At 68.7% G+C, this 15,184-nt stretch carries 13 protein-coding genes; 6 read left to right on the top strand and 7 right to left on the bottom strand.

Going from position 1 to position 15,184, the window contains the following annotated elements:
- Positions 1 to 178: 178 nt before the first annotated feature.
- Both QH168_RS23260 and QH168_RS23265 read right to left on the bottom strand, forming a co-directional pair.
- Complete coding sequence (locus QH168_RS23260; RefSeq protein ID WP_280236905.1) at positions 179 to 1,552, bottom strand: FAD-dependent oxidoreductase; 1,374 nt, start codon at positions 1,550 to 1,552, stop codon at positions 179 to 181.
- Positions 1,553 to 1,718: 166 nt separating this feature from the next.
- Entirely contained in the window at positions 1,719 to 3,275 is a 1,557-nt protein-coding gene (locus QH168_RS23265) for a flavin-containing monooxygenase (protein ID WP_280236906.1), read from the bottom strand.
- A 96-nt stretch (positions 3,276 to 3,371) separates the two neighbouring features.
- Here QH168_RS23265 and QH168_RS23270 point away from each other — a divergent pair, with 96 nt between their 5' ends.
- Both QH168_RS23270 and QH168_RS23275 read left to right on the top strand, forming a co-directional pair.
- The gene (locus QH168_RS23270) at positions 3,372 to 4,007 is read left to right on the top strand and encodes a TetR/AcrR family transcriptional regulator (RefSeq protein ID WP_280236907.1); all 636 of its coding nucleotides are present in this window, start codon (positions 3,372 to 3,374) and stop codon (positions 4,005 to 4,007) included.
- Positions 4,008 to 4,063: 56 nt separating this feature from the next.
- Entirely contained in the window at positions 4,064 to 5,209 is a 1,146-nt protein-coding gene (locus tag QH168_RS23275) for an LLM class flavin-dependent oxidoreductase (RefSeq protein WP_280236908.1), read from the top strand.
- A 584-nt stretch (positions 5,210 to 5,793) separates the two neighbouring features.
- On the opposite strand, the gene QH168_RS23280 is transcribed toward QH168_RS23275, so the two are convergent.
- Complete coding sequence (locus QH168_RS23280; RefSeq protein ID WP_280236909.1) at positions 5,794 to 6,510, bottom strand: histidine phosphatase family protein; 717 nt, start codon at positions 6,508 to 6,510, stop codon at positions 5,794 to 5,796.
- A gap of 316 nt (positions 6,511 to 6,826) precedes the next feature.
- Here QH168_RS23280 and QH168_RS23285 point away from each other — a divergent pair, with 316 nt between their 5' ends.
- Together QH168_RS23285 and QH168_RS23290 are read left to right on the top strand one after the other, a co-directional pair.
- Positions 6,827 to 7,474 carry an HAD family hydrolase gene (locus tag QH168_RS23285; RefSeq protein ID WP_280236910.1) on the top strand — a complete coding sequence of 216 codons (648 nt, stop codon included), beginning with the start codon at positions 6,827 to 6,829 and terminating at the stop codon, positions 7,472 to 7,474.
- A gap of 213 nt (positions 7,475 to 7,687) precedes the next feature.
- On the top strand, positions 7,688 to 8,266 hold the full coding sequence (locus QH168_RS23290) for a class I SAM-dependent methyltransferase (RefSeq protein ID WP_280236911.1): 579 nt from the start codon (positions 7,688 to 7,690) through the stop codon (positions 8,264 to 8,266).
- Positions 8,267 to 8,279: 13 nt separating this feature from the next.
- Here the strand turns inward: QH168_RS23290 and QH168_RS23295 are convergent, their stop codons facing one another.
- Positions 8,280 to 9,152: a TIGR03621 family F420-dependent LLM class oxidoreductase gene (locus QH168_RS23295; protein WP_280236912.1), complete on the bottom strand. Its 873-nt coding sequence runs from the start codon at positions 9,150 to 9,152 to the stop codon at positions 8,280 to 8,282.
- 150 nt (positions 9,153 to 9,302) lie between these two features.
- Between QH168_RS23295 and QH168_RS23300 the strand changes: the two genes are divergently transcribed.
- Together QH168_RS23300 and QH168_RS23305 are read left to right on the top strand one after the other, a co-directional pair.
- Positions 9,303 to 10,442: an alkaline phosphatase family protein gene (locus QH168_RS23300; RefSeq protein WP_280236913.1), complete on the top strand. Its 1,140-nt coding sequence runs from the start codon at positions 9,303 to 9,305 to the stop codon at positions 10,440 to 10,442.
- Between the two features lie 71 nt (positions 10,443 to 10,513).
- The gene (locus tag QH168_RS23305; RefSeq protein WP_280236914.1) at positions 10,514 to 10,834 is read left to right on the top strand and encodes a hypothetical protein; all 321 of its coding nucleotides are present in this window, start codon (positions 10,514 to 10,516) and stop codon (positions 10,832 to 10,834) included.
- A gap of 25 nt (positions 10,835 to 10,859) precedes the next feature.
- On the opposite strand, the gene QH168_RS23310 is transcribed toward QH168_RS23305, so the two are convergent.
- The 3 genes from QH168_RS23310 to QH168_RS23320 form a co-directional block, all read right to left on the bottom strand.
- Complete coding sequence (locus QH168_RS23310; protein ID WP_280236915.1) at positions 10,860 to 12,584, bottom strand: ABC transporter ATP-binding protein; 1,725 nt, start codon at positions 12,582 to 12,584, stop codon at positions 10,860 to 10,862.
- The gene (locus QH168_RS23315) at positions 12,581 to 14,350 is read right to left on the bottom strand and encodes an ABC transporter ATP-binding protein (RefSeq protein WP_280236916.1); all 1,770 of its coding nucleotides are present in this window, start codon (positions 14,348 to 14,350) and stop codon (positions 12,581 to 12,583) included. Before QH168_RS23315 ends, QH168_RS23310 begins: the two co-directional genes overlap by 4 nt.
- 135 nt (positions 14,351 to 14,485) lie before the next feature.
- Complete coding sequence (locus QH168_RS23320) at positions 14,486 to 15,181, bottom strand: TetR/AcrR family transcriptional regulator (protein ID WP_280236917.1); 696 nt, start codon at positions 15,179 to 15,181, stop codon at positions 14,486 to 14,488.
- Positions 15,182 to 15,184: the final 3 nt, after the last annotated feature.

Below are 15,184 nucleotides of genomic sequence, written 5' to 3' on the forward strand. Positions count from 1 at the left end.
CATCCGCTCCATGTCCACGGCTTCGCAAAGCCCTTTCGTCCCAGCGGATGTTTCCCGATACCCCAGGCAGCACCGCGCCCCCCTTCCGATCACTGTTGTCGATCGACGATAGTACGGGAGCCTCGAACGGGTGTGCCGACAGATCGCCACGATTGGCGAGTGCCGTGCGTCGCGGGTCTCAGCCGCGGGCCCGCACGGCGGCGACCGCCTTGCGCGCGGCCACCAGCACCGGATCCCAGACCGGCGAGAACGGCGGTGCGTAGCCGAGATCCAGCGCCGTCATCTGCTCCACGGTCAGCCCGGTGGTGAGCGCGACGGCGGCGATGTCGACGCGTTTGCCCGCACCCTCGCGGCCGACGATCTGAACGCCGAGCAGGCGGCCGGTGCGACGTTCGGCGAGCATCTTCACCGTCATCGACTCGGCGCCGGGGTAATAGCCGGAACGGCTGGTGGATTCGATGGTGACGGCGACGTATTGCAGGCCGATGGCGCGTGCGTCCTTCTCCCGTAATCCGGTGCGCGCCACCTCCAGATCACAGACCTTGCTCACCGCGGTGCCGACCACGCCGGGGAAGGTCGCATAGCCGCCGCCGATATTCGCGCCGATGATCTGGCCGTGTTTGTTGGCATGGGTGCCGAGGGCGATATGGCGTTCGATGCCGGAGACCAGATCCAGGACTTCGACGCAGTCGCCACCCGCCCAGATGTCCTCGCGGCCACGCACCCGCATCGAGACATCGGTCAGCAGGCCGCCGTGCACGCCGAGAGGCAGACCGGCGGCGCGAGCCAGCGCGGTTTCGGGTCGCACGCCGATCCCCAGGATCACGACATCGGCCGGATACTCGGCCTGCGCGGTCGCGACCGCGGTCACCCGGTTGCGGTCGTCGGTGCGAACGGCGGTCACCTCGGCATTGCCGACGACCTTCACCCCCATCCCGCCCATGGCGGTGCGGATCAGCGCGCCCATATCCGGGTCGAGCGTCGACATCGGTTCGGCGCCGCGGTTGACCACGGTGACCTCGAACCCGCGATTGATGAGCGCCTCGGCCATTTCCACGCCGATATAGCCCGCTCCGACGACGACCGCGCGCCTGCCCTCGATGCGTTCGAGGGTGTCGATCAACGCTTGTCCGTCGTCGAGGGTCTGTACGCCGTGCACGCCCGCGGCGTCGATGCCGGGCAGTGCGGGACGGATCGGTCGGGCGCCGGTGGCCACGACGAGTTTGTCGTAGCCGGTCCATGATTCGGCGCCCGAATCCAGCTCACGCGCCCGTACCCGGCGGCCCTCGACGTCGATCTCGACGACTTCGGTGCGCATCCGCAGGTCGATATCGCGGGAGCGGTGCTCCGCTGGTGTGCGCGCGATCAATTCATCACGGTCGGTGACGTCGCCGCCGACCCAGTACGGGATGCCGCAGGCGGAGAACGAGGTGAAATGGCCCCGCTCGAAGACCACGATCTCGAGTTCCTCCGGGCCACGCATCCGACGGGCCTGCGAGGCCGCCGCCATACCGGCCGCATCGCCCCCGATGATCACCAATCGCTCGCTCATACGGCCACGCTACCCAGGACCGCGCGCCACCACGGCGAGCCGAGTCCGCATCCGGCACGACCCGATCCCCTCCCCCCTGGCCGTATCCAGATTTGCGGCCGAGAACAGGTAGGCGAAACACCCGCGGCGGCCGGGAATCTCGTTCCGGCCGCCGGGGATGTGCACCTCAGGCGGTACGCGTCCCGATGAGCGGCAGACGGTCGGCGGCCTTGCCGAACACACTGCGCGGGGCCGACGCCCGGGTTCCGATCGCCGTAGCGCCCTCGGCGTCGGTGAACACCAGCGCCCCGTCCTCCACCGGGCTGTTCCGCAGGTAGGCACGATCGCGGTAGTAGTTGTTGATGACCTTCCACGGACCGCGCGAACCCTGACGCGGCATCACGCCGTCGCCGCGCTGGATGTAGCCCGAGGTGAGCGCACCGCCCATGAGCGAATCGGCGGAGCGGTCGGCCTCCTCGGCGCGCGGCACCACCTGGGTGAAACCGTTGTCGCGCATGTAGTTCAGCAGTTTGCAGAAGTACTCGGCGGCCAGATCGGCCTTCAGTGTCCAGGAGGCGTTGGTGTAGCCGAGCACCACCATCGCGTTCGGGATGCCGTCGAGCAGTGCGCCCTTGTAGAGCACCCGGTCCCGGGTGACCACCGGCTCACCGTCGACCTCGAGGGTCGCGCCGCCGAGCATCTGCACGTTCAGCCCGGTCGCGCTGATGACGATATCGGCGGGCAGTTCCTCGCCGGAGGACAGCTTGATGCCGGTCTCGGTGAAGGTATCGATGGTGTCGGTGACGATCGAGGCCTCCCCCGAGCGCAGCACCTTGAACAGGTCACCGTTGGGCACCACACACAGCCGCTGATCCCACGGGTTGTACTTCGGCGTGAAATGGCGCATGTCCACGTCGGGCCCGACCGCCAGCCGCACCGCCGACAGCAACAGCTTGCGGGCCACATCGGGCTGCTTGCGCGACAGTTCGTAGGTGGCGCGCTGCAATGCGATATTGCGGGCGCGGCCCAGTTTGTAGGTGAGCGCGGCGGGAATGCGGGCGACGTTGAATCCGATCGAGACCGGATCGTCGCTGGGGATGGCCGCGATATAGGTGGGTGAGCGTTGCAGCATGGACACATGCTCGGCGTCGGCGCTCATGGCCGGGATCAGCGTGATGGCGGTGGCGCCGGAGCCGATGACGACCACGCGCTTGCCCTTGTAGTCCAGATCCTCCGGCCAGTGCTGCGGGTGCACCAGGCGCCCGGCGAAGCGCTCCTCACCGGGGAAGGTGGGCCGGTAGCCCTTGTCGTAGTCGTAGTAGCCGGTGCAGCCGACGAGGAAGTTGCTGGTGTAGATCTCGGTCTCGCCGGACTGCTCATCGAGCGCCTCGACGGTCCAGACACCGGCCTCGGTGGACCAGCTCGCCTGCACCATCTTGCGGCCGAACCGGATGTGTTCGGTGACGCCGTATTCGGCGGCGGTCTCCTCGACGTAGCGGCGGATGCTCGGGCCGTCGGCCAGCACCTTGGTGCCGGTCCACGGACGGAACCCGTAGCCGAAGGTGAACATGTCGGAATCGGATCGGATACCCGGGTACCGGAACAGATCCCAGGTGCCGCCGATGGCGGTGCGGCGTTCCAGGATGGCGAAGCTGCGTCCGGTCTGCTCCTTGGCCAGATGGCAGGCCGCGCCGATTCCGGACAGGCCAGCGCCGATGATCAATACGTCGACATGCCGCGTCATTGAGTTCCTCGTCTGGTCACACTCGGACCCCTTCGACCGAGTTCCATCTGACTTTAAGCGTAGTCAGATGACTCGAATCATGACAGACTGTTGGCCGTGAGTCCACCGCGCGTCTACGGAGGCCTGACCGCCGAACAGCGACACGATCAGCGTCGTACCCGGCTGATCGAGGCCGCCACCGAGCTACTCGGCACCCGCGGCGCGGCCGAGACCACCGTCACCGCGGTCTGCGCCGAGGCGAAGCTGACCTCGCGGTACTTCTATCAGCACTTCGCCGACCGCGACGCGCTACTGAGCGCGGTCGCGGTGGAACTGGAATCGATGCTGCGACGCGAGGTCGAACTCGCCGCACCCGAGGACGACGCCGCCCCCGACGAGGTCGCCCGCGCGACCGTCGGCGCGTTCGTCCGGATGATCGACAAGGACCCGCGCATGGCCCGGATCCTGTTCATCGAATCCACCGCCGAACCGGTCATGCGCCAGTTGCGCGCGGAGATCATGACCCGGTTCACCGATCTGGTGGTCGCCCACGCCCAGCGGTATCTGCACCTGGAGCAGCGCACTCTCGCAGTGGCGGGTCTGGGGGCGACGCTGGCGGTCGGCGGGATGTTCGAGGTGCTGCGGCGCTGGCTCGAGGGTGAACTGGATTTCGACGCCGAGCAGATCATCGAGCACACGGCTGGACTGTTCGGCGGTCTGGCCGCCTATGTCAGCATCGTGCAGCCGGATTAAAACCGCGCTGGTTTCAACCCGTGACCGGGCCGGGCCGCGCGTCCGAGGATGAGCGGATGAGCCTGTCGTTTCATTGGTTCCTGCCCACCTACGGCGACTCCCGCGGCCTCATCGCGGGCGGTCACGGTACCGCCATGTCCGGTGACCGGCCCGCAAGTCTGCGCTATCTGAATCAGATCGGCGCCGCCGCCGAGGACAACGGTTTCGAGGCCGTGCTGACCCCGACGGGCGCCTGGTGCGAGGACGCCTGGCTGACCACCGCCATGCTCGTCGACACCACCGAGACGTTGAAGTTCCTGGTCGCGTTCCGCCCCGGGCTGATCAGTCCCACCCTCGCCGCGCAGATGGCGGGCACGTTCCAGCGCCATTCGCGTGGCCGGTTGCTGTTGAACGTGGTGACCGGCGGTGAACCGCACGAACAGCAGGCCTACGGCGATTTCCTCGACAAGACCCAGCGCTACGCCAGGACCGGGGAATTCCTCGATGTGGTGCGGCAGCTGTGGACCTCGACCGAACCGGTCAGCTTCGACGGCGAGCACATCCAGGTGCGCGAGGCGCTGCTGAACAATCGCCCCGATCCGGTGCCGCCGATCTTCTTCGGCGGATCCTCCGAACCCGCGGGCCCGGTCGCCGCGCGTTACGCCGACACCTATCTCACTTGGGGTGAGCCGCTGCTCGCGGTGAACCGCAAGCTCGACTGGATTCGCGGTCTGGCCGCCGAACGCGGGCGCACGCTCGATTTCGGGTTGCGCATTCACGTGATCAGCCGCGATACCTCCGAGGAGGCCTGGGCCGAGGCGGATCGGCTGCTGGCCGGTATCGATCCCGCCGACGTCGAGCGGGTACAGGCCGGACTGGCGCGCAGCGAGTCCGAAGGGCAGCGGCGGATGCTCGAACTGCACGGTGGGCGCACCGACCGGCTCGAGATCGCACCCAATCTGTGGGCCGGTGTCGGCCTGGTGCGCGGTGGTGCGGGAACCGCACTGGTCGGCTCGCACGCCGAGGTGGCCGAGCGGATCGCCGAGTACGCCAAGCTCGGCATCGACCACTTCATCCTGTCCGGCTACCCGCATCTGGAAGAGGCGTACTGGTTCGGCGAAGGGGTGCTGCCGATCCTGGAGCGCAAAGGGCTGTGGCGTCATCCGCATCGGCGCCAGCACGCACCGGTGGGGACGCCGTTCGCCGCGTCCGCCAGTAGCTGACAGGCCCCGAATGGCAGCCGGTGCACGCTGGCATCGGCTGCCTGGTCGCGAAAGCCGCTGTCTTGCAGACCGGGCGGTTCGTCCCTGAGATCTCACGCCTGTCGCACCGTCACCCTCGGCCGAAGCCACAACTGGGGGCGAAATCGCAGATCACCTGCGCAAACCGTGATCTCGAGCCCCGATCGCCCACCGATATCGGCAGTCGCTGCCATCCTGCACCATATGCCCGATCGCGCCGCTGGGCACCGCTGGCAGCCGGTGCACGGCGGGTTCCACGTGAATCACCACTCCCCCAGGCGGATTCGCCTCTCACGACGCCGACATGACGCGTCGATCCATGGCAACGTGGTCTCCGGCGCTCAATGGGCGGGCTGCCGGCGTGGTCGGGCGCACGACCCCGCGGTTGCGGAAAGTCGGTAGTACGCATGACGTTTTCGAGTGCCGCGGAGGCACACCGTCATCGTCAGGGCATGGGCCGCCCGGCACTGCTGGCAGCGGCCCATGCCCTGACGCGTCGCATCCGTCGATCAGTTGCTCATCAGCTCACTGCCGACACGGACCGTGGGGCCGACGAGATGGCGCGTTCAGGCGGCGGGATGGCCGTCCCACGAGACGAGCTTCCAGCCTTTCGCCGGGCTGCCCTTCACGACCACCTGGCCGGTGTTGTGCAGCGGGTCGGATTGCAGCTTGCTCATATCGGGATTGGAGACCGACATGAGTGCCCAGAACATGATGGCGCCGCCATGGGAAAAGATCACCGCACGCTTGCTGCCGCGGTCCTGGATGTCCTGGATGGAATCGTCCATGCGCTTCTTGAACTCGTGGCCGTTGATCGAGCCGGGGATCCGGGCGTCCAGGTTGCCCTGCAACCACTGGATCGGTGCGGCCAAGTAACCGTCTCGCGCGTCTTTCTCCGGTGTGCCCTCGTAGATGCCGGCCTCGATCTCGTGCAGTCCCTCTTCGACGACTGTTGAAAGACCACACAGCTGCGAGGTCGGCTCCGCCGTCTGTTGGGTCCGAACCATCGTCGATGCGTACACGCCGTCGAACTTGCAATCGGCCAGCAGCTGGGATACCGCAGCGGCTTGCGCCCGCCCCTTCTCGGTCAGCTGGGGTCCCGGAACAGAAGTGTCGATCAGACCGGAATTGTTGCCGGCCGATTCGCCGTGGCGGACAAAGGTGAGAAACATTTCACCGGTCTTCGGCGCTGCGGCCGCGCTACCTGCTCCGGCTGCCATGAGCGCCACCGCCGCGATGATCGCTGCGATCATCGCGAACAGGCGAGACTTCATCAGATTCATAGGGACTCCCTCGTGCATATGGGTCAGGCCACACCGAGTGGCCGGAGTCACACTAAGATCGGCTCGGCAGGGCCCCCAGAACCCGTCCCGGTGGGCGGGAACCTTCGGACCCGTTGTCACCCGCCGACACCGCGGGCTTCGCCGAAACGATCAGCACCGACCAGGCAGTAGCCGTGTACCGCTGCTCCTGGCACCCCCGAGGCGACGGCGCTCGATCTGCTGCGGGCCACCGGTACCGAGCGGTCGACGACCCTGAACGCGTGAACCCCGGTCCTGCGGTGGCGGCCGGTCCACTCGCACTCGATATGGTCGAACGGTGACCTGGACCGTCGGCTTCGACCTCGATATGACCCTCATCGACTCGCGACGCGGTGTCGCACGTGCGATCGACGTCGTTGCCGCCGACTACGGCCTGGAACTGCGTGGTAGCGAACTAGCCGAGCGACTCGGGCCGCCGCTGGCGATGATCCTCGCCGATGCCGGTGCGCCCGAAGCGCTGATCCCGGAGCTGGTGGCCCGGTATCGGGAGCTGTATCCCGAGGTCATCGCGGAGGTCCCGGCGATGGCGGGCGCCGACGCCGCGATCGATGCGGTCGCCGACGCGGGTGGTCGGCTGCTGGTGGTCACCGGTAAGTACCAGCCGCATGCCGAACTGCACGTCGGTCATCTCGGCTGGCCCGTCGACATCGTCGCCGGTGAGCTGTGGTCGGAGGGCAAGGCCGCGGCGCTGCGAGAGCACGGTGCGCGGATCTTCGTGGGCGATCACGCCGGGGATATGCGCGGAGCCCGCGCCGCGGGCGCGTACGGGGTCGGGGTCGTGACCGGGCCCTGCACGGCCGAGGAGCTGTGGGCGGCGGGGGCCGATGTCGTACTCGCCGATCTCACCACGTTCCCGGAGTGGTTTGCCGGGTTCGACGGCGTATCGGACGCGCCCGCTCGTCCGTGCGCGCGGACTCGCCCCTGACCATCGAGTCGCTGTCGAGTGCGGGCGCAGGTGTCGGCGACGATGAGGTAGGGCCAGGCCGAGTCAGGTTGGGCTTGGTCAGGCCGGGTCGAGTCGAGTCAGCCGGACCGGGCGGGTCGGGCCGAGTCAGGCCAGGGCGAGTCAGGTCAATGGTGGCAGCGCGGCGTAGTCACGGCGAGATCTGTTGACGGGCAACCCCGTACCGTGGATCGGGTGAGCACAGATCCGTACTGGAATCACAACACCCACTACCATCCCTGGCTGATCGCGCAGGTGCCCGAGGCGGCGCGGACGGCGCTCGATGTCGGCTGTGGGGACGGTCTGTTGGCGAGCAAACTCGCCACCCGCTGTGAGTCCGTGCTCGGCGTCGACGTGGATGCGCAGATCATCGCCGGGGCCACCGTTGCGGCGAATGTTCGTCTCGCTCAGGCCGATTTTCGGGAGCTGAACCAGACCTTCGATGTGGTGACGGCGGTGGCGACCCTGCATCATGTGCCGCTGGCCGAAGGAATGGCGGCGCTACGTGATCTCGTGGCGCCCGGCGGCACATTGGCCGTGGTGGGATTGTGGAAGATGAGCCCGCGCACCGACGCCGGGTATCTGCCGTTGCTGCCCGCGATCTGGGCCATCGACAAGCGGCGCGGCGGCACCACCGACCCGGGCTGCGCCCTGCGCGATCCCGAGGACACGTTGGCCGAGATCCGGGCGGCCGCCGCCGACCTGCTGCCGGGTGCGCGGATCAGACGCAGGCTGCTGTGGCGCTACACGCTGCTGTGGCGTAACCCCGCCTGACCGCTCCGATCGTTCAGCGCAGCTGCTCGATCACCGGTGCGAACGCGTCCATATCCGGTTCGAGCACGGTGATGTAGGTCAGGCCGAAACGCTCGCGCCGCTCACGCAGACGCGCGGCCATCTCGGCAGGGGTGCCGAACAGCAGCGTCGGCAGTTCATCCGCTGCTTCGTCGGGCAGCAGCGAAGCGACCTTCTCGAGGGCGGCGGCGCGTTCACTCGGCCCGGCCACCACTTGGACGAGGATATTGAGTTCGACGTCGGTGACGCGCTCCCCCAGCAGCTTTCGCACATATTCGACCCGCTCGACGGTGTCCGCCACACCCGCCAACTGCAAGGGCCCGTCGCGCCGCGCCGCCGCACCGGTGAACGCCACCACGTCGGCATGGGTGGCGGCGAGCTTCAGCAGCCGATCGCCCCAGCCCGCGATGAGCAGCGGCGGGCCGCCCGGCTGCACCGGACGCGGCTGATACTCGGGGTCGGCGAACAGTGTGCGCAGCGTGGCGACCGTGTTCTCCAGCTGCGCTACCCGCTGACCGCCGCTGCCGAACGGGATACCCGCCGCCTCGAACTCGGCCCGCACATAACCGGCGCCGAGTCCCAACTCCACCCGCCCATCGGTGAACTGGTCGACACCCGCCACATCGCGGGCCAACAGCACCGGGTTGTAGAACGGCGTGTTCAGCACGAAAGTGTTGAGCCGGACGCGTTCGGTGGCCTCGGCGGCGAGCACCATCGACGGAAACGGCGCCGGCAGGCCGAGATGGTCGGCCACCCCGACCACGTCATAACCCTGCGCCTCGGCCCGACGGCATTTGGCGATCCACGCCTGCCTCGACTCCGGGACAACCATGTTCACACCGAACCGGAACTCACGCTGCGCAGTCACTGTTCTTGTCTACCAGGGCGGTAGCCCCGGCGCAGGGGCACGAGAGCCCCGGGGTGTTCGTCCGGTCCACCGAGGTTTGCCGCCGAGGTAATTCCGCCATCAGCGCTGCGGAGCTTGCGTCCGCTGGTTCCGGCACGCATTCTTGGGCACGTGTTCGTCGCGCCCCGTTACGGAACGGGTTCCCTGTCCGATCTCTTCCCCTCCGTGCTCGCCGGATTCGGCGTACCGGCCGAGCACGATCGGCTCGGCCTCGGGCTCGGCGTCGACCGGGTGTGCGTACTGCTGATCGATGGGCTGGGCGCGGAGGCGCTGGCGGCGCACGCCGAGGTGGCACCGTTCCTGTCGAGCCTGGCGCCCGGGGTGCTGACGGCCGGTTTCCCGACGACGACCGCGACCAGCGTGAGTTCTCTCGGCGCCGGAGTGCCGCCCGGCGAGCACGGCATCGTCGGCTATCTGCTGCGGGTGCCGGGGCAGGAGCGGTTGTTCGATCCGCTGGGCTGGCGCCTGTTCGGCGCGCGGCACAAGGGCGATCTGCTCGAGGAGCTGGTGCCCGAGGAGTTCCAGCCCGGTGCGACGGTCTTCGAACGCGCTGCCGCGCACGGCATCACCGTGACGCAGGTGGCGCCCCGATATCAGGCGGGTTCCGGGTTGACGCGGGCGGTGCTGCGCGGATGCGAGTTCCGGCCCAATGTCTCCATCGGCGATCTGGTGGCCGGTACGGTGCAGGCGCTGACCGCCGCGCGCTCCCTGGTGTACGCCTACCACGGGGACCTCGACACCACCGGGCACGTACGCGGCCCGTCCTCGGAGGCGTGGTTGCTCGAACTCGCGCACGTCGATCGGATCGCCGCCGATATCGCCGAACGTATGCCCGCCGGTTCGGCGCTGATCGTCACCGCCGATCACGGCATGGTGGAACTCGGCACACGCGTCGATTTCGACAGTGCGGCCGATCTGCGTGCGGGCGTGCAGCGGCTCGGCGGTGAACCGCGCGCACGCCATGTGTACACCGCCGACGGCGCGACCGAGCAGGTGCGGTCCGCCTGGAGCGAGACGCTCGGCACCGGCTTCCAGGTGTTGGCCCGCGATGAGGTGATCGACCGCGGCTGGTTCGGCCCCACGGTATCGCCGCGGGTCTACGACCGCATCGGCGATCTCGTGGTGGTGGCCCGCGATACCGGTGGCGTGGTGCGTACCGATGCCGAACCGCTGCAATCGGCGCTGCCCGGCCATCACGGTTCGCTGACCCCGGCTGAGATGAACGTCCCACTCCGTGTGTTCGCCGGTTGAGCACCGGCGCCACCTAAGCTGTAGCCGACGGCCGGGCGATGAGGCCCGGCGAGCCGACCAGGAGGACCACAATGAACGCCACCATCGCACGGACCGGCCTCGCCTGTGTGGGCGCGGCCGCCGCGCTGTTGCTGGTCGGCTGCAACGACATCGAACGCGCGCTCAACAGCGGTGGCGACACCCCGTGCCGGGAGTACGTGCAGCAGGACCCCGACACCAAGCGGATGACGATCACCAAGTTCATCAAGCAGAACTCCGGTATCGATTCCGAGCCAGCGGGCACCGCCGTCGACGCCACCATCATCCAGGTCGACCTGCTGTGCGGCGCGCAACGCAATGCGGAGACCCCGATCAAGAACGCCGACGTGGCAGGCATTTTCGTCACCAAATAGCCGCACGCGACAGCTGGTCACCCCACTACCCGATCAATCGCCACCCCTGCGCGCGCTCGCGTTCGCGCCAGAACTCGGCGTACTTGCCGGGCCGCGCGATCAGCTCGTCGTGCGTGCCGCGCTGCACGATCCGCCCCTCGTCGAGCACGAGGATCTGATCGGCGGATGCGATGGTGTGCAGGCGGTGGGCCACCACCAGCAGGGTGCGGTCGGCGGCGAAGGCGCGCATCGCATCGGTGATCGCGGCCTCGTTCTCCGGGTCGAGCGCGGCGGTCGCCTCGTCGAACAGCACGATGGGCGCCTGTGTGACCAACGCTCTGGCGATCGAGACACGCTGACGTTCGCCGCCCGACAGGCTCACCCCGCCCTCGCCGACGCGCGAGTTCCAGCCGTCGGGCAGGCGGTCGACGATCTCGTCGACGCGGGCCAGCCGCGCGGCCGCCCGGATCTCCGCGGTGGTGGCCTCGGGTCGGCCGATCCGGATATTCGCCTCGATCGTGTCGTCGAACAGGTACACATCCTGGAACACCATGGCCAGCTGCGCCATCAGCGCCTCGGTCGTCAGCTCACGCACATCGACCCCGCCCACATCGACGGCACCGGCGCCGGTGTCCCAGAACCGCGCCACCAGCCGCAATATGGTGGTCTTCCCGCCGCCCGAGGGGCCGACGATCGCGGTCACCGTGCCCGGCTCGGCGGTGAAGTCCACCTCCCGCAGCACCTGACGTTCCCCGTACCCGAATCCGACGCCACGGAAGCTCACCTGCCCCGGCCGGACCGGATACCGCACCGAACCTTCGGGCAGCGGCCGGACCCTGCGGACCTCATCGATCCGGTCGATGGCTTCCGATGCCGTCCGCAGTGCGGCCGAATGGTCGACGAGTTCGATCAACGGTCCGGCGAAACGAGTCATCAGAACCAGCAGCGCGATCAGTTCGGCGGCATCGAGCGAACCGTCGAGCGCGAGCAGCACACCGAGGGCGATGAGCACCACGAACACCGCCTGCACCGCGGTCGAGAAGGCCACCAGCGAGGCGACGGCGTTGCGGTTCATCGCACCGTATGCGCGTCGCTGCCCGGTGAGCGCGTCGTCGAGGAGCCGGTGATCGGCGCCGGTGCGGCCGAAGGCCCGCAGGACCGGCTGCCGCTGCGCGAATTCCACGACCCGGCCCGCCGCTTCGACCTCGGCGTCATCGATGGCGCCGAAGCTGCGGGTGATCGCGCGCTGTGCCCAGGTGTGCGCGGCGAACAAGACCAGACCCGCGGCCAGCAGCGCCGCCGCGAGCCGGGGATCGAAGGCGAACATACCGAGGGCGACCACCACGGGGGTGGCCACGGCGGCGATGACCGGCTGCATGAGATGGGCGGGCACCGCGATGATGTTCGTCGTGCCCTGGGACATGGCGTGGGTGAGCCGTCCGGTGCGGTCGGTGTCGAACCAGCCCAGCGGCAACCGGGCCAACTGGTCGGCCACCCGGTGATGCAGTCCGAGCAGCAGATCATCGGCGATGCGCTGGCCGAGCCTGGCCTGCCAGTAGTACACCGCGCTCGCCACCACGGTGGCGATCAGCAACACGGTGAGCCAGGGCAGCGCCGCGTCGGAATCGCCGTGCAACAGTGGGCGCAGCACCGGGACGAGCAGCAGCACGCACAGTCCCTGCACCACCGCGAACGCCACCATCGCGGCGACCCAGCGCAGGAAACGCGGCCGGTCACCGGGGTCGATCAGGTGAAACAGTTTGCCGATCATCGGGCGTGCTCCTTCGACAGCGATTGTGCGGCCCACATCCGTGCGTATTCGCCGTCGGCCGCGAGTAGTTCGTCATGGTTTCCGGTTTCGACCACGCGCCCATGCGAGAGGACCACGATGCGATCGGCGCCGCGGATGGTGTGCAGGCGATGCGCGATCACCAGCAGGGTGCGGCCCGCGATCAACCGCGACAGCGCATCCTGCACCGCCGCTTCCGATTCCGGATCGGCGAACGCGGTCGCCTCGTCCAACACCAGAATCGGCGCGTCGGCGACGATGGCGCGCGCGATCGCGATCCGCTGCGCCTCACCGCCGGACAGTTGCGCGTCGGCGCCGAGCACACTGGCGTAGCCGCGTGGCAGGGCGGTGATCCGATCGTGGACGGCGGCCGCGCGCGCCGCCGCTTCGATCGTGGCCTGCGCGGCATCGGGCCGCCCGAGCGCGATGTTGTCGGCGATCGTGGTGCGCAGCAGCGACGTCTCCTGGAAGACGAAACCGATCATGCGGTAGAGATCCTGTTCGGCGATATCCCTGACGTCGACGCCCCCGATGCGCACGGCGCCCTCCTCGACGTCCCAGAACCGCGGAAGCAGCCGCGCCAACGTCGATTTGCCCGACCCGGAGGCGCCGACCAACGCGGTGACGCTACCGGGCGCCAAGCTGAGATCGACGCCGTCGACGGCGTAACCGCGGCCGTCATAGGAGAACCGGACCCGGTCGAATTCGACCTGCGTACCGCGGGGTGTCACCGAGTCGGGCGCGCTCGGCAGGACGGGCGTGGCCAGCACCTCGGCGACCCGTCCGGCCGCGGCTCGCGCGACCTGGATGGTCAGCGCACCGAATCCGAGGGCCAGCACCGGCGCACCGAGCCCGACCACGAGCATGGTGAATGCGATCAGCTCCACCGGATCGGTCCCGAGCCACACACCACCGCACAGCGCGACGACCAGCAGCACCGGCGGTGAGATGAGGACCGAGGAGATCGCCTCGAGTCGGTGTAGCGGTCCCATCCACTCACCGAGGAAGCGGGCCAGTTCGTCACCGGCGCGGCGATAGCGATCCTTGGCGCTGCCCGCCTGCCCGAACGCCTTCACCACCGCGATTCCGTCGACATATTCGATGACCGCGGCGTCGACCTTCTCGAGTTCGGCGTTCCAGCGCGCCATTCTGGCCGCCTCGCCACGCGACATCAAGGCCGTCAGCGCGAACCACAGGATCAATGGGGCGAGGCACAGCAGCGCCAGCCGCCAGTCCAGGACGAACAGATACACCAGCGCCACCACGGGTGTGAGCACCGCGGCGACCAGATCGTTGATCGCGTGCGCGACCAGATGGTGCACGGCGGCGACGTCATCGGTCAGTGCGCGCTTGACCCGCCCGGAACTGCGTTCGGTGAACCAACCGAGCCGAACGCGCCCCAGATGGTCGGCCATGGCGCGTCGCAGACTCGCGGCGACCTCGGCATCGGCGATATGGCTGATGGTGTAGGCGGCGGCCGCGCAGCCGGTCCGCACGACGAATCCGACGGCCGCGACGGCGACCCAACGCCAGACCGCGGCCGCGTCGACGGGGGCGTCGAGCAGTTCACGGGCGATCCCGACCACGGCGAAGTACGGCGCCAACCCGGCCAGCGCGCCCACCACTTGCAGCGCCGCCGCCAGCGCCAATCGGCCGCGCACGGGCGCGAGTGCGGTGCCGAGCCCCGCGCCGGTGGCCGCCGGTGGATGTTCGGCTGCCGTGGGCAGCTCCGAGACCGCGGTACTCATGCATCCTCCGAAATTAGATCACTGTTCTAATTTCGAGTGTAGCGGCGATGACCGACCGTGCAAGGGGATGGGTCGCGGCCGGGATCCGGCTGTGCCGCGGACTGCCGCCGGGCGGGTCAGGATGCGGCGGCTCCGCTATCGGGTCTCGGCCGACTTCCGCAGTTCGGCCAGACGCAGTTCCAGCCCGTCGAGGAGGCGGTCGAGCGCATATCGGCCGTACTCGCGCCGGACTCTGTCGCGTCGGTCCGCGTCGGCGGTCGCGAAATCGGAGACCATGCGCCGCATCTGGTCGGCGCCGACGCCGACATCGGGATGGGTGTCGAGCAGATGCCGCAGCCCGGCGAGGCCGCCGCCCTCGCCGTCGAGTTCACGCTGATCGTCGAGGGCGATCAGGCCGAGGCAGGTGTTGAACGCGATCGAATAGGCGGTGGCCGATTCCTCGCCCCAGCCCGCGTCGAGCATGCGGGCCACGCCCGCGTCGAGCACCGGAAGCAACTGTTCGGTGCGCGGACCGTTGCGCAACAGCCACGCGGCGACCCCCGGATACCGCGCGAGGTGGTCGATCATCGCGGTCAGCACCCGGTGCAGCAGTGCCCGCCAATCGGTGTCGTCGAGCGGCAACGCCATCTCGGCGTAGATCTTGTCGACGACGGCGGCGCAGACGCGCTCACGATCACCGATGTGGTGGTAGATCACCGATAACGAGGTGTCGAGGCGGGCGGCGAGGTCCCGCATGCTCCAGCCGTCGAGTCCGCGTTCGGCGGTCAACGCCACGGCGGCGTCGGTGATCGCCGCGGGCGTCAGCCCGGTGCGGTAGGCGCGCCGCGACACGGC

Origin of the sequence: Nocardia cyriacigeorgica (assembly GCF_029868385.1) — a bacterium.
In the GTDB taxonomy this organism is placed as follows: Bacteria; Actinomycetota; Actinomycetes; order Mycobacteriales; family Mycobacteriaceae; genus Nocardia; species Nocardia cyriacigeorgica_F.

Excerpts from the sequence above, each read along its gene's own strand:
- QH168_RS23260 (WP_280236905.1), bottom strand. The coding sequence starts at position 1,552 with ATGAGCGAGCGATTGGTGATCATCGGGGGCGATGCGGCCGGTATGGCG.
- QH168_RS23265 (WP_280236906.1), bottom strand. The coding sequence starts at position 3,275 with ATGACGCGGCATGTCGACGTATTGATCATCGGCGCTGGCCTGTCCGGA.
- QH168_RS23275 (WP_280236908.1), top strand. The coding sequence starts at position 4,064 with ATGAGCCTGTCGTTTCATTGGTTCCTGCCCACCTACGGCGACTCCCGC.
- QH168_RS23280 (WP_280236909.1), bottom strand. The coding sequence starts at position 6,510 with ATGAATCTGATGAAGTCTCGCCTGTTCGCGATGATCGCAGCGATCATC.
- QH168_RS23305 (WP_280236914.1), top strand. The coding sequence starts at position 10,514 with ATGAACGCCACCATCGCACGGACCGGCCTCGCCTGTGTGGGCGCGGCC.
- QH168_RS23310 (WP_280236915.1), bottom strand. The coding sequence starts at position 12,584 with ATGATCGGCAAACTGTTTCACCTGATCGACCCCGGTGACCGGCCGCGT.
- QH168_RS23315 (WP_280236916.1), bottom strand. The coding sequence starts at position 14,350 with ATGAGTACCGCGGTCTCGGAGCTGCCCACGGCAGCCGAACATCCACCG.